Source organism: Streptomyces sp. NPDC053673 (genome assembly GCF_055585225.1).
This window is the reverse complement of record NZ_JBVJKN010000006.1, coordinates 18,113-40,636: the sequence shown is the minus strand read 5'-3', so window position 1 is coordinate 40,636 and position 22,524 is coordinate 18,113. Positions and strand designations below refer to the sequence as shown.

The window sequence follows — 22,524 nt, the reverse complement described above, 5'->3', positions numbered from 1 at the left end:
TACTCCGCGCGAAAAGAGCTGACCTCTCATGGCGAACTCCCGTTCCTCCTCGGCTGCGACCGTCACCAGCACCACGACCACCGTCCAGAAGCGGCACCGGCTCCGGGCCGTCGACCCGGACGAGGTGGTGCATGTCGCGGACTTCCTCCCGCCGGGGGCCACTTGGCTGCCGGCGCCCCAGCACACGCTGCCCGTCCTCCCTGGCCGGCCCCCGATGGTCGGCTACCTCGTTCTCGTACCGGCCGACCAGCAGCCGCCGGTCCTCGCGGCCGCACCGGCCCTGGAGCCTGGCCTGGCCCCGGACCTCGACCCCGGCGCCGCCCCCGGCCTGAGCCCGGACAGGGCCACGGACGGGAACGGGCACGGTCCGGTGCGGATCGACAGCGCCCAGCGCACCGCGGCCGTGGACGGGCGGACCCTCGATCTCACGTACCTCGAGTTCGAGCTGCTGGCCCATCTCGTGGCGCATCCGCACCGCGTGCACACCCGCGATCAGCTGGTGACGACCGTGTGGGGCTACGGTCACGTGGGCGACGGCCGGACGGTCGACGTCCACGTGGCGCGGCTGCGCCGCAAGCTGGGCGCCGAGCACCGTCACACGATCCAGACGGTGCGACGCGTGGGCTACAAGTACACGCCCTGACGGAAGCGCGAGGGGGCCGACGCGTACGCGCCGGCCCCCTCGGTTCGTCACGCCTTCGCGCGTGCCCTGCCCACCAGGCCCAGTGCGACGTCGACGGCGAGGAACACCAGCAGGCTGATGCCGAGCAGCGGTACGAACCAGCCCACCAGTGCGGTCGCCGCGGCGAGCGGGAGCAGGGCGGGCACCGGCACCTTGTGCCAGGCGCCGCGCGGCATGGGGCGGCCCGCGCTCAGCTTGCGTTCCTTGGTCGGCCGGCGCAGCCACCACATGCGGTAGCCCCAGATGACGAGGAACACCAGCGCGACAGCGAGGGACGCGAGGGCCAGCTGGTTGACCAGGCCGAAGGTGTAGCCCATGTGGATGTCGATACCGAAGCGGGTCAGCTTGGCGAGCAGCGGGTAGTCCGCGAAGCGCAGGGTGTCCATGACCCGTCCGCCGGCCGGGTCGACGGCGACGGAGTCGAGGTGGACCGGGAACTGCCGGTCGCGCTCCTTGACCACATATCCCTGGCCATCGCCGGGCAGGGTGATCTGGATCTGCTCGTCGACACCTTCGGCCCGGGCCGCCTCGACGACCTTGTCGAGGCCGACGTCCGGGCCGGTGGCAGGCTTGGGGCTGCCGTGTCCGGCCCCGTGGCCCTGGTGGCTGCCGCCGGAGTCCTGTCCGTCGAGTGCGGCTGCGACGGACGGGGTGGCCCCGCCCAACTGGGTCTGGATCTTGTCGATGTTGGCACCGGCGTACGTCGACCAGGTCAGGCCGGTGGCGGAAAGGACGAGGAGACCGACGACGGCCCACAGGCCGACGGAGCCGTGCCAGGACAGGGTCCTGCGGCGGCCGGTGGCGGTGCGGTCGGGCAGCAGGAGCGCCTTGCGACCGGACCGCTTGCGTCCGATCCACAGCAGCAGACCGCCGAGGGCGACGACCCACATCCAGCTGGCGGCCATCTCGCTGTAGATCCGCCCGGTCTCGCCGAGCTGCAGGTTCGAGTGCAGCCCCGACAGCCAGGTGCGTATCGGCAGCGCGTCACCGGAGGTCTCCAGCTGTCCGCGCACTTTCCCGGTGTAGGGGTCGACGAAGACCGTGAGGTCCTTGTCCTCGCCGGCCTCGGGACTCTGCATGAGGACCCGGGTGGTCGCGCCCTCCTCCGGCGACGGCCACACCGCGGTGACCGTGCCCTGCGGATGGGCGTCGCGTGCCGCCGAGACCTGGGTCTCGAGCGAAACGCTCGTCTTGCCGACGTCGGTGGTCAGCTCGTGGCTGTAGAGCACCTTCTCCGCCGGCAGCGCGAGCGCGTACAGCAGTCCGGTGGCGGCGGCGAGAAGGAGCAGCGGGGCGACGAGCACACCCGCGTAGAAGTGGAGGCGCAGGACGAGCGGGCGCAGTGCGCTCCAGGTGGAGCGGGACTCGGCCGCGGGTGGCGCGTCGGGACTTTCGGTTCCCCGTACGGGGTCGTCAATGGCCATGATGGTCCTTGGAATCGGCAAGTCGACATGGGGTATCGGCCCCCGGTGTCAGACGAGTGCTCCAGGGACCGTGGCGCGGGTGAAGGGGCGGCCGGGCGGGCCCCGCAGGGAGACGCTGTGCGCGAGGACGACGCCGTGGAGGCGTCGGGTGCGGGGTCGCGGGCGTACGGGGTACGGGAGTTCCGGCACGCGTACGACGGCGAGCAGCAGGCGCAGCGGTGTGAAGGCCAGAGTGGCGACGGTCCGGGCCAGCCGGAAGAAGGCGGCCTCTCCGCGCGCGAGCCACAGCGCGCAGACGGCGGCGGCGAGTACATGGGCGGCGAGCATGGCGCCGGAGCCGGCGGTGAGGTGCGCCAGTTGCGCGGTGGCCGAGGCGATGGCATCCGCGGTCATGGTGTCCGCACCCAGGGAGTAGGCGGCCCCCATGGAGTCGGAGCCGGAGCCCATGGCGCCCGCGGCCATGGAGTCGGAACCCATGGCATGAGCTGCCGAGGCGTCGGCGGCCGTGGTGCTCGCGGCAGTTGCCGCCGCACCGGCAGTGTGCCGGCGAGCACCGGCGGACGAGCCGTGCGACTCGGCGCCGGCGAAGATCAGGTGCAGGACGCCCTGCACGCCCAGCAGTCCCGCGCCGAAGGTGAGCACGCCGCGGCGGCGGTTGCCCGCGAGCCAGGCCGCGGCCAGGGTCACCGGGAAGGCGAGCAGCACTGCGGTGACCGGGAGATCATGGCCAGATACGGATGAATGCCCCACCGCTGCCAATGTCACGCATACCGCCGCGAATAGTGCGGCTCGGAGGGCGCGTATCGGCGAGCGGGTATCCGTCATGGCTTGAACATGGTGCCATCCCGGAGGCGGATTCCGGCAGTTGGGCGGCACCGCCGGATTTCCCTTGCAGCGGAAAACCGCTCGTCACAGGTCCCGAAGGGGCATGGTCACCACCATGAGGCTTCTGATTCTGGGCGGCACGGAGTTCGTGGGGCGGGCGGTCGCGGAGGCCGCGCTCGCGCGCGATTGGCAGGTGACGGTGTTCCACCGGGGGCGGCACGAGGCACCGCACGGTGTGCGGGTCCTGCACGGCGACCGGGTCGCGCCCGGTGGCCTGGAGGCACTCGCGGAGGGCGAGTGGGACGTCGTGGTCGACACCTGGTCGGCCGCGCCGTCCGCCGTGCGCGAGGCGGCACGGCTGTTCGCGGACCGGACGGGGCGTTACGTCTACGTGTCCAGCCGCTCGGTCTACGCGTGGCCGCCCGCCGCGGGTCTCGACGAGGACGGAGCCCTGGTCGAGGGCGCGGCGGCCGATGCGGACGCCACGGACTATGCCCGCGACAAGCGGGGCGGCGAACTGGCCGCGGTGGAGGCGTTCGGCGAGGACCGTTCGCTGCTGGTGCGTGCGGGACTGATCATCGGCCCGTGGGAGAACGTGGGCCGACTGCCGTGGTGGCTGGGCCGGGTGGCCCGCGGCGGCCCGGTGCCCGCGCCCGGACCGCGGGATCTGCCGCTCCAGTACATCGACGTACGCGACTTCGCCGAGTGGACCCTCGACGCGTCGGAGAAGGGGCTCTCGGGCCCGTACAACCTGGTGAGCCCGAGCGGGCACACGACCATGGGCGAACTGCTGGCGGCGTGCGTACGCGTGACCGGCTCCGACGCGGAGCTGCACTGGCTCGACGAGGACACGATCGCCGCGGCCGGGGTCGAGCCATGGTCGGATCTGCCGATCTGGCTCCCGCGAGGTGAGCTGTACGACGCGATGCACGGGGGGGATGTGTCGAAGGCGCTGGCGGCGGGCCTGCACTGCCGGCCGGTCGAGGAGACGGTGGCCGACACCTGGTCCTGGCTCCGGTCCCTCGGCGGCCAGGCTCCGCAGCGCCCGGACCGCGGTGCGGTGGGCCTGTCCCCGGCTCAGGAGTCCGCGCTGCTCGCCCGCCCGTGACGCGGGGCCCGGGGCGGTGGTTCTTCGCGAAGCCGGCCCTGACGGCACCGGACGAGACAACCGGCGGGTCCTCGCGATACCGGCCTGTCTCGACCGGTAATCACGCCTTCTCACATGGTCTACGCCCTCCGTCCGGTTTGCGAATGGAGATTTCTACGAATTCCAACTCCCGTTGAACAAGCCATGATTGGTGTCCGTATGGAACGACGCGCTTCTCCCCTCCCGGGATTGGAGTTCCATGGGACGCACATCACGCAAACGCTCGACGCTGGCAAACCGAGCGATCGCCGCCTCGGCTGCCCTCATTCTGGGCGGGGGTGGGCTGATCGCGGTCAACGTCTACGCATCCGCAGGTGAGGGCTGGACCGGTCAGAGCCCTGAGAACCAGACCCAGGCCGCCGCCGGACAGTCGGTTTCCACCATCGACTGCCCGGACGTCGGCAACGAACTGCCCGAAGTACCCCAGCAGGAACGCGGTTCCGTCGACCGCGAACTCGCCACGCTGGACACCCAGATCACCACGGCCTATCAGAGGTTCGCCGAGAACAAAGAGCGGATCGAGAGCGATCCCGCTTACGGCCAGCAGCAGATCCTCTCCCCGCTGAGGAATGAGCGGCTGGTGATCATTCAGCGGATCATCGCGCTCATCGAGCGTGGCGCCGCCAAGCCGCAGGGCCTGGAGAACATGGCGCCGTGCACGCTGCGAGCCGACGACAACCAGGACGGCGGCCAGGACCAGGACCAAGGCCAGGACCAGGGTCAGGATCAGGGTCAGGACCAGGATCAGGGTCAGGATCAGGGTCAGGGTCAGGACCAGGATCAGGGTCAGGACGGCGGCCAGGACGGCGGTGACCAGGGCAACGACAACGGCGGACAGGCCGGCAACGGCCCCGAGGAGGCCGACTTCGTCGACATCCAGTCCGTCCAGCCGAACGTCCAGAACCCGCAGCAGCGCCGCGGCGCCTCGCGCGGCACCTTCACCACCGACTGCGGCAAGAACGAGAACGGCAAGTTCAATCCGGACAATGTCATTGTCGCGCCCGGCGTGAGCAATGGCGCGCACCATATGCACGACTACGTCGGCAACCAGGCGAACGACGCTTTCGCGAGTGACGACGACCTGGCCAACGGTGACACGAGCTGCCGCAATCAGGGCGACAAGTCGACTTACTACTGGCCCGTGCTGCGCGTGCAGAACGGGCAGGACGAGAACGACGCCCAGGCCGACGGCGGCGGCAAGGACCAGAACGTCGGAGAGATCCAGCAGCCGGCCCAGGTCACGCTGAATTTCGTGGGAAGTCCGGTCAGCAAGGTCACGGCCATGCCCCGTTTCCTGCGCATCATCACCGGTGACGCCAAGGCTTTCGTCAACGGTGACGCCAATGCCAATGCGTCCTGGAGCTGCACCGGATTCGAGGACCGCCAGCTGAAGGACAAGTACCCGATCTGCCCCGAGGGCAGTCAGGTGGTACGGACCTTCAAGTTCCAGAGCTGCTGGGACGGTCAGAACACCGACAGCGCCAATCACCGCACCCATGTCGCCTTCGCAGATGAGAACGGCAGCTGCCAGAACGGTTTCCGTGCCATTCCGCAGCTGGTGCAGCGCATCGTCTACGACGTTCCGCCTCCGGCATTCGGCGGTGACAACCCCAGCGTCTTCGCGGTCGACTCCTTCCCGGAGCAGCTGCACAAGCCGATCACCGACCACGGCGACTTCATCAACGTCTTCGACGAGAACCTGATGAACAAGGTGGTGAACTGCATCAACAGCGGCAGCAAGTGCCGTTGACCGAGCCGGCGCCGAACCCCGGGCCTCCAGGCTGAGCCCCGGGGTTCGACACCGCTCACCACCTTCCCCCTACCTGCGCGGCCTGCTCAGTGATGGCCGGAGTGCTCCTCGTTCCCCCCACTACCACCACTGCTCCCCGCGTGCTGGTCATGTGACGAGGCGGTCTCCACGGTCCCACCGAGCCGGCCGCGCAGCGCTGTCACCACCTTCGGCTCACCGACCGCGACCCACTTCCTGCCGACGAGATACGAGCCGCCGTAGTCATTGGCCTCGTTGATCCACTCACGCTGGCCGCGGTCGGTGTCGAAGGTGGCGAGCACATACTTGCCGTCCTTCGTCGTGCAGTTGGCCTGCCGGAGCTCTTTCGCATCCGTCTGGATGTTCGGTTCGCACTCGGCCTGCTTCGCCAGCTGTTCCAGGGTCCCCGTCGCCGTCTTCGGCACTTCGGGGGCCTTTTCGTCGTTCCCGCCGCATGCCGTGAGGGCCGTGACGGCCGTCAGGGCCATCGCGGCCAGGGCTATCTGTGCCGTAGGGGTGAATCGGGCTCGTTCCGTACTCATCCGGCCATCGTGCCCGCTCGGCGCCCTGGCGCGCTGCCGAACTCCGAGTAACGTGCCGCGCGACGCACACGCACCTGTTGTCTCACGAGCAACACGGAGGAGCGCCGATGACCGGACTGTCGAGACGTTCGCTGCTGGGCACGGCCGGGGCGATCGGGATGGGTGCGGCCTTCGCGTCCCCCGCATCGGGGGCCTCCGTCGGCCCGAACGCGGGGGCGGCCGCGGGGACGGCCGCGGCCCGGGCCGCGCTCCGCAGGCTCCTCCCCGCGCACGCGCAACAGTTCCGGCTCACGCCCGTGCACGGCGAGACGGGCTCCGAGCGTTTCCGGGTCTCCGGCACCACAGGGCGTATCGAAGTCGCGGGCACCGGCCCGGCCGTGCTGCTCACCGGCGTCCACTGGTACCTGAAGTATGTGTGCGGAGCCCATATCTCCTGGTCCGGTACCCAACTGGACCTCCCGGAGCGGCTGCCCGCGCCGGATCGCGTCCTCGAACGCGAAGCCACCGTCCCGCACCGGTTCGCCTTCAACGACACCCATGACGGCTACACCGCCCCGTACGCCGACTGGCCGCGCTGGGAGCGGCTGATCGACGTCCTCGCGCTGCACGGCTGCAACGAGGTCCTCGTCACGGCCGGCCAGGAGGCCGTCTACCACCGGCTCCTGCAGGACTTCGGCTATTCCGGCACCGAAGCGCGCACCTGGCTGCCCGCCCCTTCCCACCAGCCGTGGTGGCTGCTGCAGAACATGAGCGCGTACGGCGGCCCGATGAGCCCCGAGCTGATCGCGAAGCGCGCCGCGCTGGGCCGGCGGATCGCCGTACGGCTGCGTGGGCTCGGCATGTCCCCCGTCATGCCCGGCTACTTCGGCACCGTCCCCGACGGATTCGCCGACCGCAATCCCGGCGCACGCACCGTCCCGCAGGGCAACTGGTCCGGCCTGCGGCGCCCCGACTGGCTCGATCCGCGCACCGAGGCCTTCGAGCGGGTCGCCGCCGCGTTCTACCGCCATCAGCGGGATCTCTTCGGTGAGGTCCGGCACTTCAAGATGGATCTGCTGCACGAGGGCGGCTCGGCGGGCGACGTGCCCGTACCCGACGCCGCCCGCGCCGTGGAGCGTGCCCTGCAGACCGCCCGCCCCGGCGCGACCTGGATGATCCTCGGCTGGCAGGCCAATCCGCGCCGCGAACTGCTCGACGCCCTCGACAAAAGGCATCTGCTCGTCGTCGACGGGCTCTCCGATCTGGATTCCGTCAAGGACCGCGAGAAGGACTGGGGAGGCGCGCCGTACGCGTTCGGCACGATCCCGAACTTCGGCGGACGGACCACGCTCGGCGCCAAGACCCATATCTGGACGGAGCGGTTCACGGCGTGGCGCGACAAACCGGGCTCCGCCCTCGTCGGCACCGCCTACATGCCCGAGGCCGCCGAGCGCGACCCGTTGGCGCTCGAGCTCTTCTCCGAGCTGGCGTGGCGCGAGGAGGCGATCGACCGCGAGGAGTGGTTCGCTGCGTACGCCGATCTGCGCTACGGCGGCCGGGACGAGGACGCCCGCGCCGCGTTCGCCGCGCTGCGGGACTCCGTGTACCGGATCAGCAGCCGCGACGGCCGCCCGCACGACTCGATCTTCGCCGCCCGGCCGTCGCTGACCGCGGCTTCCGGCACGTACTACGCCACCCACACGCCCGCCTACAACGCCGGCGTGCTCGACCAGGCCTTCGCGGCGCTGCTGGGCGTACGGGAGCGGCTGCGCGGGTCCGACGCGTACCGCTACGACCTCACCGACCTCGCCCGTCAGGCGCTCGCCAACCGCTCCTGGCAGTTGCTGCCGCATGTCGAGGCCGCCTACGCCCGCGGAGACCTGGAGACGCTGCGCACCCTGTCCCGGCTGTGGCTGAAGCTGATGCGGCTCAGTGACGAGATGAGCGGGTCGCACCGTGCCTTCCTGCTCGGGCCCTGGCTGGACGACGCGAAGCGCATGGCCTCGTCGGACGCCGAGCGCGAGGAGCTGGAGCGCACCGCGCGGGTCCTCGTCACCACCTGGGCGGACCGGGTCACCGCCGACAGCGGCCGGCTCGCCAACTACGCCAACCGCGACTGGCAGGGCCTGATCGGGGACTTCCATCTGCCGCAGTGGCGGGCGTTCCTGGAGGAGCACGAGGACGCACTGGCGCAGGGCAGGCCGCCGAGGACGTTCGACTGGTACGCCGTCGAGGAGCCGTGGACGCGGGAACGCAGCGGCTTTCCGCTGCGGCCGCTCCACGATCCGTACCGCACGGCGCGCCGGGTGTACGAGGTGCTGTCCCGGGCCCCCTACCAGGGCACCGTCACCCTCACCGCCAGGCCCGCGGTGCTGGCGCCGGGCGGAACCGCAGAGGTCACCGCGGTGTTCCGCAACGTGAACGGGCTGCGCGCCACGGGCCCCGTGGAGCTCGGCCTCACCGGCCTCGGCGAGCAGCCCGCCCGGTCCCTGCCGCCGGTCCCGGCGGCAGGTTCGGCGACGGCGGCCTGGACGGTCCAGGCAGCGCCGAGGCCGCTCACCTCCCCGCTGGAGCCGCTCCCGTACGAACTGCGCACCACCTACGGCCCGCAGGGCGAGGAGCCGGTCACCGCCGTCCAGCGGGGGAACCTGCACATCGCCGGGCCGCTCGCTGCCGGGTGGCGTACGCATTCGAGCAACAGCGCCGTGTTCGGGCAGCTGGACGGGCGCTTCGCGATCAACGGCAGCGGCGGCGACCTGTGGCAGACGACCGAGCAGTTCGGCGCGCTCTACCGGCAGGGCGCGCTGCGGGACGGGGGAAGTCCGACGCTCCGGGTGGACATCCAGCCTGCGACGGGTCCCTGGGCCCGGGCGGGCATCGTCGTACGCAACAGCCTGGCGACGGCCGGCTCCGCGGGCTTCGTCAATCTCGCGGTCACCCCGGCGAACGGTGTGGTGCTCTCGTACGACTCGACCGGCGACGGCACGCTCGACACCTACCGGGGCGTCCCGGGGGTGCGGGCCCCGGTGCTGCTGCGACTGAGCCGCGAAGGTGGCCGGTTCACCGGCGCGTTCTCCACGGACGACGGCAGCACCTGGCGCCTGGTCGCCACGGTCCCGGTGCCGGGCGTGGCGGCGGCGCAGGACGCGGGGCTGTTCATGACGGCGGCGCACGGCGGCACCGGGGCGCGGGGCACGGTCGAGTTCAGCGGCCTGTCGGGGTGGCCGTCGGCCTGACCCTTCGAACGGCGTCGTCGAACGGAAGGCTGCGGCAAGCGGTTCCGCGTCGGTATCGTTCCGCGCGGAATCGGGCGACCGAACGCCGGCTCCGGAGGGGGAGTACGTGCCGACTGGCCGAGAGCGTACCCGGATGATCGCCACTGAGGACGGTCACCGGGTGACGCCCGCCGAGCTGTTCTTCGACTTGGTGTTCGTCTACGCGATCACACAGGTCACCGCCCTGATGGCGGCGAACCCCACGCCCACGCGGCTGGTCGGTGCCATGGTGGTGCTCGCGCTGCTGTGGTGGTGCTGGTGTTGCTTCGCCTGGCTGGGCAATGTCGTACGCGCCGACTCGGGAGCGATGTTCGCCGTGCTGGTCGCGGTGATGGCGGTGGTGCTGGTCGTCTCACTCACCGTGCCCGAGGTCTACGCCGACGCGCCCGGCGGGCTGTACGCGCCGCTGCTCTTCGTCCTCTGCTACGGCGCGGTCCGGATCGGGCACCTCGTCTCGTACTGGATGTCCAGTCCGGGTGACGAGGCGCTGCACGCCACGCTGCGACGGACCGCCCTGCTGTCGGTGGTACCGCCGTTCGTCCTCCTGCTGGTCGGCAGTGCCTTCAGCGGTGTCACGCAGGCACTGGTCTGGCTCGGTGCCGTGTTGATCGACTACGGCGGGATCTACGTCACCGGCTCCTCCGGGTGGCGGGTGACCTCGCCGGCGCACTTCGCGGAGCGGCACGGTCTGATCGTCATCATCGCGCTGGGCGAGTCGATCGTCGCGATCGGTGTCGGGGTGTCCGGCTACCCCGTCTCCGCTCCGGTCCTGGCCGCGACCGTCGCGGGTCTGTTCGTCGCCGCCGGCCTGTGGCGGGTGTACTTCCGCCGGCTCGGCGAGACCGCCGAACACCGGCTGACCGGTCTGGAAGGCGATGAGCGCACGCGCTTCGCCCGCGACACGTACACCTTCCTCCATCTGCCGCTCGTGGCGGGCATCGTGCTCACCGCGCTCGGTATGAAGACCGCGCTCCACCAGGTCGCCGACAGCAAGCACTACGCGCTGTCCGAGCCGCTGCACGGGGCGGCGGCGTGGGCACTGACCGGAGGGGTCGGAGTGTTCCTCCTGGCAGCGGCAGCGGTCCTGCTGCGCGCCGACGGGCAGCGGTCGCCGGTCCTGATCGTGGGAGGAGTGGGCTGTCTCGCCGCGGGCACGGTGGTCGTCATGATCCCTGCGCTGCTCGCGCTCGCTCTGCTGGCCGCGGCGGTGACCGCGATGGCCGTTCCGTACGGCCGGAGGGCCCGGGGCGTTCCGGAGGCCGGGGGCGTCCAGGGCACGGCGTGAGCGGACGAGGCGGTTTCCTGCCGATCGGTGAAGCGGCTTCCTGCCGGTCGGTGAAGCGGCTTCCTGCTGATCGGTGAAAGGGGCGGTCGGCCGGGCGGAGGTGCGCGTTCCGTCGACTACCGTTTCCCGCTGAAACGGTTGAAAACGCCCGCTGGAGCCGCCGTCATGACCTCGATTCCCGCCACCAGCGTCGCCAACCTCCGCGACCTCGGCTCCACCCCGCTGTCCGGGGGACGGGTCGTACGGCCCGGGCTGCTGCTGCGCTCGGGGCAGCTCGACCGGCTCGACCCGGTGGCCGATCCCGCGGTGGCGGGGCTGGAGATCCGGACGGTGGTCGACTTCCGGACGGAACGGGAGCGCCGGGCGCGCCCCGACCATCTTCCGCCGGGTGCCCGGTTGGTGGTCGCCGATGTGCTGGCGGACTTCCTCACCTCGGGTGCGCTGCCCGCGGCGGCCCGGTTGAGGGATGTGCTCAGCGATCCGGTCGCCGCCGAGCGCGAGCTGGGCGGGGGCCGGGCGCAGGCGCTGTTCGCCGACACGTACCGGGCGTTCGTGTCCACGGAGTCCGCGCGGCGGGGGTACGGCGCGTTCCTGGAGGAGCTGGCCGGACCGGACGCGCGGACCGTGCTGTTCCACTGCACGGCGGGCAAGGACCGCACCGGCTGGGCCACGACGATCGTGCTGAGCCTGCTCGGCGCGGACCGGGCGACGATCGCGGCGGAGTACCTGTCGGTGAACGCGGCGGTGCGTCAGGCGTTCGCGCCGCTCGTCGAGGGGTTCATCGCGCAGGGCGGCGACCCGGAGATCGCGCTGGCGATCGTCGGGGTGACGCCGGAGTATCTGGGAGCGGCGCTCGACGAGGTGGCAAGGCTCCATGGCTCGATGGAGAACTACGTACGGGAAGGGCTCGACGTGCCGGACGAGGCGGTGGAACGGATCCGCGAACGCCTGGTCATGCAGCGGTAGGGCCTGTCCGGCGGATCGGGCCGGGCCGGCGGACAGGCCTTCGTCACTGCTGGTGACTATCGGAGGATTCGCTCGTTCTGCTGAACGTGAGCACCCAGGAACTCGCCCCCTCCTCCGTCGGCGTCGAGCAGGCCGAGGCCGCGCTCGTCGAGCACTATCCGCGTCTGGTGCGGATCTCGTATCTCGTCCTGCCGCCGTCGCTCGGCCGCAACCGGCGGGTGCTGACCGCACACTCCCTGGTCCAGCGCTCACTGCCGCGCGGCCGGGCCCAGAGCGTGGTGCGGGCGCCGGCGCCGGCACTCCGGGGTGCCTCCGGGCCCGGGTATTCCTACGTCCGCGGGCGGGTGCTGCGGCAGGCCCTGGAGGCCGGGCTTCCGCTCAAGCGCCGGGCCTGGCCGAAGCGTTCCCAGTTACCCCCGCTGCTGCCGCAGGTGTGGGGGCTGCGACTCTTCCCGCGCTCCGGCGGGGCCGATGAACTCGCCCTGGACCAGCGGCTGTCCGCGCTCTCCGGGCCGGCCCGGGCCGCCTACGTACTGCGTGGCCTGGAACGGCTGCCGGACGGGGAGGTGCGGCGCGTCCTGAGCGACGCCGGGGTCGTGGACCCGCACGCCGCGCTCGTGGAGGCGGACGGCGTCGACGCGCCGGGAGGAAGGACTCCCGGAGGAAGGGCACCCGGGGGGAAGAGCACCGCGGCTCTGCTGGACTCACCCGAGTTCGACCCGTGTTCGCTGCAGGCCCGCCCCACCGACCTGATGCGCCGGCGCCAGCACGCCAAGGCGGGAATCGCGGCGGCCGCGGCGGTGCTCGTGTGCGGCACGCTGCTCGGACTGCCGGGTGAGGGCTGGGGACCGGACGGCGCGGCGGCCCCGCCGTACGCCCGCAACCCGGCGGCCGAGGCCGCGCTCGACCCCGGCCGGCTGCGCCGTGTCGCGCCCGACGCCTGGCAGAGCTCGACCCGTACGGACTTCTCCGTGTGGCCCGCGCGCGGGACGCTCACGGGTGACCGGGAACTGCTGCGCAGGGCGCTCGCGGTCTGGGCGAGGCCCGGCAGCCGGGTCCGGACGTCGGCGACGCCCAGCACCCCTCCGGGACCCCCGATGGACGCCCCTCAGCTGCTGTTCGCGGGTGTGGTGGACGGGTCGCGTGTGGTGCTCTTCCACGACGGGCTGCGGGTCGTCCGGTACGCCGAGCCGGGCGACGGCTCGACGGCCGGCGCGGCGCTCGACTTCGCCCGGGCCGACGGCGCGGACTCGGCCACCTCCGGGGCGCTGATCGTCGGCCGCGACCACGGCAACGTCCGCTATCTGACGGCTCCCTGGGTGCGCCGGGCCGCGGTGCGGGATCTGCTCGACCCGGCGGGGGCGCCCCGGCCGTTGCGGCGTGACGCGCAGGGGGTGACCGATCCGCTGCCGAGCGCCGCCCAGGCGCGGGACTGCCGTTCCTGGGACGCGCTGGAGCTGACGGACGACAGCGCGCAGCGGCTCGTCACCGATCTGGGCGAGTTGGTTCCGGCCCGGCTGACATGGGGTCCGCCGTCGGCGCCGGTGGATGTGTCGGATGAGGCGGCTCGGGCGGCGTGGGCACGTACGGCCTGTCTGCTGCCGGTGATGCGCTCGCACGGTGTGCGCTCGGTCAACTCGTGGGAGTACGCGCGCCAGATCCTGCCGGAGGAGAACGGAACCGCGGCCTGGCTGTGCACCCGCGCGGAGACCTGGCGCGGCACCGGCAGCCGGGTGCTCGCCCAGTTCCAGACGCCGTCGTCCCGGCCACCGGCCGAGTCGCCGGGCGCGATCGTGGCCCGCTCCGAGGGCTCCCCCGCCTGCGGTCCGCGCGATCCCCGGGTACTGGCGGGTGTGCTGTGGAAGTCGCGCGCGGGGCAGTGGTACGTGCTGGCGGGGGGCAGTGATCAGTTCACCTCGCTCGCCACGTCCGGCGGAGTGCCGGGCAGTGCGCAGGGCAACCTGCTCGCCGTACGGGCGAAGCGCGGCGCACGGGCACAGCTGAACGGCCGTCTCGCGGACGGGACGACGCTCGGCGCGTTGCGCTGAGCCGTCCCCGGCTCCGGCGCACGTTCGGCTCCGGCGTGCGGCGTGCTTCCGGCGTGCGGGGTACGGCGTGCGTCCGGCGTGCGGGTAGGGCGTGCGTCCGGCGTGCGCCAAATCCTCGCCGCACGACTCTGTTCCGACGGCGTACCCGTCAGTACATTGACGCCATGTCTAATACGCAGCCGGCGAAGGTGGCGTCGGAACACATCGCGCTCAAAGCCCGCAAGGTCTCCTTCGCGTGGGAGGAGACCCCGCTCCACTGGGTCCCCGGCGATCCGTTCGCCACCCACACCATCAACGTGCTGCACCTCCTGCTCCCGGCCGGTGAGCGCTGGTTCGTGCACGTGTACAAGCAGGTGCTGCCGCACATCCACGACGACCGGCTGCGCGAGGACGTCATCGGCTTCATCGGCCAGGAGGCGGTGCACTCCCAGGCCCATGACGACGTGCTGCCCCGTCTGAAGGAACTGGGGCTCGACCCCACCCCGTACACCGCGCAGGTCGACTGGTTCTTCGAGAAGCTGCTGGGCGACCGGACATTGCCGCCCGGCAAGGCGCGCGAATGGTGGCTCAAGGAGCGCGTCGCACTGATCGCCGCGATCGAGCACTACACGGCGTTCCTCGGTGACTGGGTGCTCAACGCCGATGAGCTGGACCGGCGCGGCGCCGACCCGATGATGCTGGATCTGCTGCGCTGGCACGGCGCGGAGGAGGTCGAGCACCGCTCGGTCGCCTTCGACCTCTTCATGCATGTCGACGGCAGCTACCGGCGCCGGGTACGGACCTGGGCGACGGCCTTCTCCGCGCTGGTCTTCCTCTGGCAGCGCGGCATCCGCTTCTTCATGGAGAACGACCCCACACTGCTCGACGGCAGGGCGAGCTTCCGGGACTTCTACCGGGCCGGGAACCGGGGCGTTCTCCCCTCCACTCCATCGATGCTGCGCTCGATCCCGCGCTATCTGAGCCGCGCGTACCACCCGAGCCAGGAGGGCAGTACGGCGCAGGCCGTCGCCTATCTCGCCAACTCCCCCGGCGCGAACGGAGGCTGCTGACATGCCCCGCCTCCGTACCGTCCTCCTCGTCGCCGGTGCCGCGCTGCTCGCCAAGCGGGCCGTGCGCCGCCGCATCGAAGCCTCGCCACTGTGGCCGATGCCCGCCCTGGAGGAGCCGGTATCGGGCCAGGGCGGTCGCACGCGCCGCTCCTCGTCGCACCGTGTTCTGGTCACCGAACGCACCTCCCCCGCCGAAGGCGTCGTCCAGCTCCGCCTGGAGGGCCAGGGGCTGCCGTCCTGGCAGCCCGGCGCACATATCGACGTCGTCCTGCCGTCGGGTCTCGTGCGGCAGTACTCGCTCTGCGGCGACCCGGCCGACCGCGACACGTACACGATCGCCACGCGTGTCATCGAGGAAGGCCGTGGCGGCTCGCGCGAAGTCCGCGAACAGCTCCACGAGGGCACGGAGATCGAGATCCGCGGCCCGCGCAACCGTTTCCGGCTGGTCGAGGCGGAGTCGTACGTGTTCGTCGCGGGCGGCATCGGCATCACGCCCGTCCTGCCGATGGTCCGGTCGGTGCACGCGGCGGGAGCCGCCGGGTCCCGGCTGCTGTACTGCGGGCGGGACCGGGCCACCATGCCCTACCTCGACGAGGCCGAGAAGCTCGGCGCGCAGGTCACGTTCGGCCGCCCGGACCTCGGGTTCCTGGCCGGCCTGTCCGCGGGGACGGTGGTCTACTGCTGCGGCCCCGAGGGGCTGATGGACGCGGTCGCCGCGGCCCTGCCCGAGGGCCGGGAGCTTCATCTGGAACGGTTCACGGCGGCGGCGGCCGCGCCCGGCGGCGCCTTCGAGGTCGAACTGCGCCGCTCCGGCCGTATGCTCACCGTCCCGGCGGACCGGTCGGTCCTGGCCGCCGTGCGCGACGAGCTGCCGAACGTCTCGTACTCCTGTCAGCAGGGCTTCTGCGGCACCTGCCAACAGCGGGTGCTGGAGGGTGAGATCGACCACCGTGACGAGCTCCTCACGGAGGCCGAGCGGGACGACTCGATGCTGATCTGCGTCTCACGCTGCCACGGTGACCGGCTCGTCCTGGACCTCTAGGGCGTGGCACCAGGCCCTGTCCGGGCGGCTCAGGGCAGCAGCAGCCAGTCCGCCGCCAGCGCCGCCACCAGGCCCGCGCCCAGCAGCCAGGTGCCCAGCCGGGTGCGGCCGTGGCGGCTCAGCTCGATGACAACTCCGCACAGGATCATGGCCAGTCCGTACACCCCGACCACGAGGACGGATGTGCGGCTGGCCAGCCGCACCGCCAGGACCGCCGCCAGCGCCACGAGCAGAACGGACGCGGCGGTGATCCGGAGGATCCGGGCCTGGCGGGGAGTCATGCCCTCGGGCGCCGGTGCCGGTGCCGGGGTTTCCTGGTCAGAAGCGGTCATATCCCGGGAGCGTACCCGCCGAGCGGCGGACGCCGTCCGACGGCCGCCGGTTACGCTGTTCGCATGACGACCGGGGTTCGCCGCAGGATGGGCGTCGAGGAGCGCAGACAGCAGCTGATCGGGGTGGCGCTGGAACTGTTCAGCCACCGCTCCCCCGACGAGGTGTCGATCGACGAGATCGCGGCCGCCGCGGGGATCTCGCGCCCGCTGGTCTACCACTACTTCCCCGGTAAGCAGAGTCTGTACGAGGCCGCGCTGCGCCGGGCCGCCGACGAGTTGGCCGCCCGGTTCGTGGAGAAGCACGAAGGACCGCTCGGCGGGCGGCTGCTGCGTGTCATGGGCCGGTTCTTCGACTTCGTCGACGAGCACGGCCCGGGGTTCTCTGCGCTGATGCGAGGCGGCCCCGCCGTGCCCGCAGGCGGAGCCTGCTCACTAGGCACAGCCACCACGACCAACGCCATGATCGACGAGGTCCGGCAGGCGGCCTACGACCAGATCATGGCGCACCTCGGGATCACGGACCCCCCGGCGCGGCTGCGGCTGGTCGTACGGTCGTGGGTGTCGCTCGCCGAGTCGACCGCGCTCATCTGGCTGGACGGCCGGGAGATTCCGCGCCACGAGCTGGAGCTCCAGCTGGTCCATGACTTCGCGGCGCTGGTGGCGGTGCCGGCGGCGTACGACGCCGAGATGGCGGACGTGCTGCTGCGCATCTTCGCGGCCGAACCGGCCGAGCCGGCCGACGGCGTTTTCGGCGACCTCGTGGGCCGGATGGTGGCGCTCATGCCGCAGCCGGTACGAGTGCCGGAGCAGCGCGCCTGAGCCCGGCGAAGGCCCGGACGCGCTGCCCCTTTGTCCACCGTGCCGGTCAGCCGCGGTCGAAGACCGCGACGGTGCGCGCGGGGACGGTGAAGGTTCCCGAACCCTGCTCGTACGACGCGGACTTCACGACCTCGTCGGAACCCCCCGCCTGCACCGCGTGCAGCGCGAACGGTGTTCCGGCGAGCGCGCCGATCCGCTGGGTCCGCCGCTCGGGCGTGGCGTTGAAGACCACCACCAGATCGCCCAGCTTCATGGTGATCACACCCGGGGTCTCGTCGGTGCCGGAGAGCGGGAACGACAGCGCGGACTGCACCTGATCCGCCGAGCCGAGACCGAACGCCTTCTCCGTCGTACGGATCTTCAGCAGCTCCCGGTACGCGGCGGACGCCCCGTTGATCTCCGCGCAGCCCGGCTTGAGCGTGGGCGCGGTGAGCAGCGGCTTGGCGTAGGGCCACTTCGCCTTGTTGTCGGCGGCCGGGGGCAGGCCGCGGCCGAAGCCGTTGCCGTCGCGGCAGTCCCAGTGGAGGGCGTTGAACCAGTCGCCGCTGTCGTACGAGTTGCGGTCCAGGGACTTCGACCGGAGCAGGTCCGAGCCGGCCTGCGACAGCGCGGGCCCTTGCGAGAGCGCGGCCGTCGCCATCGCGAGCACCTGCATACGGGCCCGGTCGGCGGCCGGAACGGACGCCGGCAGCTTGAAGGCGAGCGCGTCGTAGAGGGTCTCGTTGTCGTGGGCGTCCGCATAGGCGAGGGCGTCACCGGGCGCGGCGGCGTAGCCGGCCGGTGAGCCGTTGTAGTCCACCTCGGAGCCCTTGACCTCGACGCCACGGGTGTCGGTGAAGCTGTACGACGCGAGGTTGCCGGACAGCCCGACCTTGATCAGGTCCTGGTAGTGGAGCAGCCGGGCCTTCTGCTCGGCGGGGGTGCCGTTGGACTTGGAGGAGTTGGGGTCGGTGTAGAGGCCGGAGGCGAAGCCCTGGATGCCAGGGTCCTCGTCGAAGGGGCCGCCGCCACGGACGGCGTCCCGCGCCCGGTCGGAGAAGGTCGCGATCCCGGTCCCGGCCATGTTCTTCTGGGTGGCCTGGACGAAGCGGGCGTCGTCGGCGATCTCGCCGAAGTTCCAGCCCTCCCCGTACAGGATGATCTTCTTCCCGTCGACGCCGTCCTTCTCGACGGTCAGCGCGTCGAGGGCCTTGCGGACGGCGAGGATGTTCGCCTTCGGGTGGTGGCCCATGAGGTCGAAGCGGAAGCCGTCGACCTTGTACTCCTTGGCCCAGGTGACGACCGAGTCCACGACGAGCTTGCCCATCATGGCGTTCTCGGGTGCGGTGTTGGCGCAGCAGGTGGAGGTGGCCACGGTGCCGTCGGCGAGGAGCCGCTGGTAGTAGCCGGGCACGATCCGGTCCAGGACGGACTTGCTGTCCTGCCCGCTCGCGACGGTGTGGTTGTAGACGACGTCCATGACGGTGCGCAGTCCCGCGTCGCTCAGGCCCTGCACCATCTGCCGGAACTCGACCGTGCGGCGCGTGCCCTCCGGGTCGGAGGCGTAAGAGCCCTCCGGGACGGTGTAGTGCAGCGGGTCGTAGCCCCAGTTGAACGCGTCCTTCGAGGCGGCCTTGGTGACGCAGGCCTGCTGTTCCTCGGAGTCCGGCGCGTACGCCGTGAGGTCGCAGGCGGGCACGGCCTGGTCGGACTTCCTCTCCGGGATGGTGCCGATGTCGAAGGCGGGCAGCAGGTGGACGTACGACGTGCCACTGTCGGCGAGCGACTTCAGGTGCTTCATGCCGGCCGATCGGCGGTCGGTGAAGCCCAGATAGCCGCGGGCCGAGAAGTCGCGGATGTGCAGCTCCTGGATCTGGGCGTCGCGAAGCGGTACGGCGGCCGGCTTCCTCAGTCCGGCCCAGCCCTTGGGGGCGAGCTCCGGGTCGGCCAGGTCGACGACGAGGCTGCGGGCCGAGTCGGTGGTGAGTGCGGTCGCGTACGGGTCGGTGACCTTGTTGGTGACAAGCTTCTGGACGCTGGGCGCCCAGACGGTCACGGCGTACCGGTACGGCTTTCCGCGCCAGCTCGACGGTCCGGTGACCGACCAGACGCCGGAGGTGTCGTCGCGGCGCATCGGGACGGTCTTCCCGTCGAGTTCGAGGGAGACCTTCTGTGCGGTCGGCGCCCAGACGGAGAGCGACGGACGGCCCTTGCGGAACACGGGGCCGAGAGCCGCACCCGTCGCCTTCCGTGCGTACAGATCGTCGAGGGCACCCGGGATCTGCACACCGGTGGCGGCGAGCAGGGCCCCGTTGGCGGCCCGCTGGGTGGCGACGAGCTGGCCGCGCAGGGCGGCGCGGACGCGGTCCCGGTCGCGCGGGTCGACGGTGAAGGCCGGGAAGTCCTTGAGGTGCGGGTACTTGGCCTTCTGGGCGTCGGTCAGCGCGGACGGGGTGAGCCGCAGCCACTGACCCTCATCGTTCAGCGCGCCGTCGACGACCTGGATGCCGCCGCCGGGCGCGTACACGAGCTGCTGGCTGGTGGCGTCGGTCGCCTTCACCTTCCAGACGACGGTGTTCCGGTCGATGAACTGCGCCTCCGCCTTGGCGAGGTCGAGCGAAGGCGTGCCACCGGTCTGCGGAAGGAGGTACTTCGGCTGCCCCGCGAGCAGCCACACCTCACGCCCGTGAGTGCCGAAGGACAGCGACTGGTCGGTGGGCAGATCCTTCTGGTCGCCCTTGTGGACGATGTAGCTGAGCGAGGTGGCCCCTTCGGCGAGCGGGACCTCGAAGGTCGCCCCGTACGCGTCCGTGCGGACGGGCATGAGGGGCTTGGACCAGTCGGTGGGCTGGGCGGCGCCGGTCCAGGTGTGCAGTCCCCAGCCGTCGTAGTCGCCGTCGGCGCGCTGGTAGTGCAGCACGGCCTTGGTGGTGTCCTGCGGCGGGTACGTGCCGTCGGGCGCGGTGTCGGACTGGCCGTCCTGGCCCTGCGTGATCCAGACCTCGCCGGTGCGGGCGAGGGTGATGCTTCGCTGCGGGCCGTCGGTGGTGCCGTCCTTCTCGACGGTGTACGGGATCGTCGAGGCGCCCTCGGGGACCTTGACCCAGGCGAACGCGCCGTGGGCGTCCCGGCCGGTGAACGCGGCCGTTACGCCGCCCGTCCTCAGCTGCCAGCCGTCGTAGTCGCCGCCCGGCCGCTTGTAGTGGACGACGGCGTACGTACGCTCCACCGCCGTCGGCTTCTCGGGCGGCGGGGCCTGGCCCGCGGTGGTCTCCGCCTGCGCGCTCGCCGTCCGGCCGAGGCTGTCGACCACGACGGCCTTGTAGCGCAGGGCAGTCCCGGCCGGAGCCGTGATGTGCTGGGTGACCTTGTAGGGGGCGTGGTCGGCGGTGCCGAGGGTGCGCCATGCGCCGTTGCCCACCTGGGCGGCGAAGACGACCCGGTTGAGCTGCCCACCGTCGGCGTCCGCGGAGATCTCGACCGTGCCGGTGGCGCCGGCGGCCGGGGCCTTCAGGGTGAGGGACGGCTTGGCGGAGGGGGCGGCGAGGGGCTGCTGAGCGCGCAGCACCAGCGACGACAGCGCCGGTACGGTGACGGTGATCCTGCCGTCGGTGGCGCGGACCGAGCCGGAACCGCCGTACAGGACACGGAAGTCCGCCGCGTCCACCGGCAGCGTCACGGTCTTCTCGGCGGCCGCGTTGTTGACGGCGACGACGTACTCGCGCTTCGTCTTCGCGTCCGTACGGGAGAAGGCGTACACGGAATCCTTGGCGTACCGCTCCTGCTGGATGCCGTCGCGCAGCGCCGGGTGCTCGCGGGTGAGCTTCGAGAGCGCGGCGATCGACCGGTAGACCGGGTGCGTGGTGTCGTACGCGTCGTCGGCGTGCGTACGGTCCGTGCCGAGCTGGTCGTCGTCCAGGTAGTCGGGGGTCTTCGAGGCGAAGAGGGTCTGGCGGGCGTCCTTGTCGCCGCCCGCGCCGGTGAAGCCCTGCTCGTCGCCGTAGTAGACGACCGGATTGCCGCGGCTGAGGAACATCAGCTCATTGGCGAGCCGGGCCCGCTTCAGCAGCTCGGCATCGCTCGCGTCCGGGTTGTCCTGCTTGAGGAACGTCCCGATGCGGCCCATGTCGTGGTTGCCGAGGAAGGTCACCTGCTCGTAGGCGTTGGCCTTGTCGGTGGTGTACCGGTAGTCGTCGGCGAAGACCCGGGCGAGGCGGCCGGCGTCGGCCCCCTGCGAGGCATAGGCGCGGGCCGCGTCCTGGAAGGGGAAGTCGAGGGTGGCGTCGAGCCGGCCCCGGGTCACGTACGGCGAGGTGACGGCTGTGTCGGCGGAGAAGACCTCACCGAACATGAAGAAGTCGTCGCGGCCCCGCCCGGCGGCGTACGCGTCGAGGGCCGTGGCCCACTGGGTCCAGAAGTCCAGGTCGACGTGCTTGACGGTGTCGATGCGGAAGCCGTCGATACGGAAGTCGCGGACCCACTTCTCGTAGATCTTCTTCATACCGTCGACGACCTCGGGACGCTCGGTCCACAGGTCGTCGAGGCCGACGAAGTCGCCGTACTCGGCGCTCTCTCCGGCCCAGGTGGAGTCGCCCCGGTTGTGGTACATCGTGGGGTCGTTGAGCCAGGCCGGGGCCTTGGTGACGCTGCCCGCGCCGTTGACCGGGGTGTACGGGAAGGAGTCCGCGTCGATCTTCTCGATCCCGGCGCGGTCGTCCCGGTCGTCGAAGGGACGGCCGTCCTTGTCGAGGTACGGGTAGGCGCCCTTGGGGCGGTAGCCGTAGGCCTTCTCGGCGTAGTCGACGGTGTCCGCGGTGTGGTTGGTGATGACGTCGAAGAAGACCTTCATGCCCTTGGCGTGGGCCTTGTCGATCAGCCTCGTGAGGTCGGCGTTGGTGCCGAAGTGGGGGTCGACCTGCGTGAAGTCGGTGATCCAGTAGCCGTGGTAGCCGGCCGACGCGTCCTTGCCGCTCCCCTGCACGGGCCGGTTCTTGAAGATCGGGGCGAGCCAGATGGCCGTCGTGCCGAGCCCCTTGATGTAGTCGAGGCGCTGGGTGAGCCCCTTGAGATCCCCGCCCTGGTAGAAGCCCTTGTCGGTGGGGTCGTACCCGGTCTCCAGCCGCGAACCGGTGAGTCCGCCGCGGTCGTTGGCGCTGTCACCGTTCGCGAACCGGTCCGGCAGCACGAAGTAGAACTGCTCCCGGGTCAGATCGTGTCGTGCGGGCTCCGCCGCGAGCTTCGCGTCGGACGGAGGTGCGGGGGGTTTCGCGGCGGCCGCGACCGGTACGGCGGGCGCGAACGCGGCGCAGACGGCCGCGGCCAGGGTGGCCGCGACCGCTCTGCGCCGGCGCTGCGCGGGCGG

At 71.4% G+C, this 22,524-nt stretch carries 15 protein-coding genes; 10 read left to right on the top strand and 5 right to left on the bottom strand.

The window, feature by feature from the left end:
- The first annotated feature begins 28 nt into the window (after positions 1–28).
- Positions 29–643, top strand: coding sequence for a winged helix-turn-helix domain-containing protein (locus tag ACZ6ZQ_RS11405; protein ID WP_469768307.1), 615 nt, complete (start codon positions 29–31; stop codon positions 641–643).
- Positions 644–690: 47 nt separating this feature from the next.
- Here ACZ6ZQ_RS11405 and ACZ6ZQ_RS11400 read toward each other — a convergent pair whose 3' ends face one another.
- Entirely contained in the window at positions 691–2,106 is a 1,416-nt protein-coding gene (locus tag ACZ6ZQ_RS11400; RefSeq protein ID WP_469768306.1) for a PepSY-associated TM helix domain-containing protein, read from the bottom strand.
- Positions 2,107–2,154: 48 nt separating this feature from the next.
- The gene (locus ACZ6ZQ_RS11395; protein WP_469768305.1) at positions 2,155–2,856 is read right to left on the bottom strand and encodes a hypothetical protein; all 702 of its coding nucleotides are present in this window, start codon (positions 2,854–2,856) and stop codon (positions 2,155–2,157) included.
- 190 nt (positions 2,857–3,046) lie between these two features.
- Between ACZ6ZQ_RS11395 and ACZ6ZQ_RS11390 the strand changes: the two genes are divergently transcribed.
- Together ACZ6ZQ_RS11390 and ACZ6ZQ_RS11385 are read left to right on the top strand one after the other, a co-directional pair.
- Entirely contained in the window at positions 3,047–4,039 is a 993-nt protein-coding gene (locus tag ACZ6ZQ_RS11390) for an NAD-dependent epimerase/dehydratase family protein (protein WP_469768304.1), read from the top strand.
- A gap of 238 nt (positions 4,040–4,277) precedes the next feature.
- Entirely contained in the window at positions 4,278–5,828 is a 1,551-nt protein-coding gene (locus tag ACZ6ZQ_RS11385; RefSeq protein ID WP_469768303.1) for a DUF1996 domain-containing protein, read from the top strand.
- A gap of 86 nt (positions 5,829–5,914) precedes the next feature.
- Here ACZ6ZQ_RS11385 and ACZ6ZQ_RS11380 read toward each other — a convergent pair whose 3' ends face one another.
- Entirely contained in the window at positions 5,915–6,388 is a 474-nt protein-coding gene (locus tag ACZ6ZQ_RS11380) for a hypothetical protein (RefSeq protein WP_469768302.1), read from the bottom strand.
- Between the two features lie 107 nt (positions 6,389–6,495).
- Between ACZ6ZQ_RS11380 and ACZ6ZQ_RS11375 the strand changes: the two genes are divergently transcribed.
- The 6 genes from ACZ6ZQ_RS11375 (at position 6,496) to ACZ6ZQ_RS11350 (ending at position 16,032) form a co-directional block, all read left to right on the top strand.
- Complete coding sequence (locus tag ACZ6ZQ_RS11375; protein ID WP_469768301.1) at positions 6,496–9,603, top strand: alpha-N-acetylglucosaminidase; 3,108 nt, start codon at positions 6,496–6,498, stop codon at positions 9,601–9,603.
- A 133-nt stretch (positions 9,604–9,736) separates the two neighbouring features.
- Positions 9,737–10,927, top strand: a complete 1,191-nt coding sequence (locus ACZ6ZQ_RS11370) for a low temperature requirement protein A (protein WP_469768300.1) — start codon at positions 9,737–9,739, stop codon at positions 10,925–10,927.
- A 165-nt stretch (positions 10,928–11,092) separates the two neighbouring features.
- Positions 11,093–11,893, top strand: coding sequence for a tyrosine-protein phosphatase (locus ACZ6ZQ_RS11365; RefSeq protein ID WP_469768299.1), 801 nt, complete (start codon positions 11,093–11,095; stop codon positions 11,891–11,893).
- Positions 11,894–11,970: 77 nt separating this feature from the next.
- The gene (locus ACZ6ZQ_RS11360; protein WP_469768520.1) at positions 11,971–13,941 is read left to right on the top strand and encodes a hypothetical protein; all 1,971 of its coding nucleotides are present in this window, start codon (positions 11,971–11,973) and stop codon (positions 13,939–13,941) included.
- Positions 13,942–14,105: 164 nt separating this feature from the next.
- Positions 14,106–14,990 carry a metal-dependent hydrolase gene (locus tag ACZ6ZQ_RS11355; protein ID WP_469768298.1) on the top strand — a complete coding sequence of 295 codons (885 nt, stop codon included), beginning with the start codon at positions 14,106–14,108 and terminating at the stop codon, positions 14,988–14,990.
- Between the two features lies 1 nt (position 14,991).
- Positions 14,992–16,032, top strand: coding sequence for a PDR/VanB family oxidoreductase (locus tag ACZ6ZQ_RS11350; RefSeq protein WP_469768297.1), 1,041 nt, complete (start codon positions 14,992–14,994; stop codon positions 16,030–16,032).
- A gap of 29 nt (positions 16,033–16,061) precedes the next feature.
- On the opposite strand, the gene ACZ6ZQ_RS11345 is transcribed toward ACZ6ZQ_RS11350, so the two are convergent.
- A complete protein-coding gene (locus tag ACZ6ZQ_RS11345; protein WP_469768519.1) occupies positions 16,062–16,478 on the bottom strand; it encodes a hypothetical protein in 417 nt (138 codons plus the stop codon).
- On the opposite strand from ACZ6ZQ_RS11345, the gene ACZ6ZQ_RS11340 reads away from it, so the two are divergent.
- Entirely contained in the window at positions 16,428–17,183 is a 756-nt protein-coding gene (locus ACZ6ZQ_RS11340; RefSeq protein WP_469768296.1) for a TetR/AcrR family transcriptional regulator, read from the top strand. The two genes, ACZ6ZQ_RS11345 and ACZ6ZQ_RS11340, sit on opposite strands and share 51 nt — an antisense overlap.
- A gap of 46 nt (positions 17,184–17,229) precedes the next feature.
- Here the strand turns inward: ACZ6ZQ_RS11340 and pulA are convergent, their stop codons facing one another.
- Positions 17,230–22,485, bottom strand: coding sequence for a pullulanase-type alpha-1,6-glucosidase (gene pulA, locus ACZ6ZQ_RS11335; RefSeq protein ID WP_469768518.1), 5,256 nt, complete (start codon positions 22,483–22,485; stop codon positions 17,230–17,232).
- Positions 22,486–22,524: the final 39 nt, after the last annotated feature.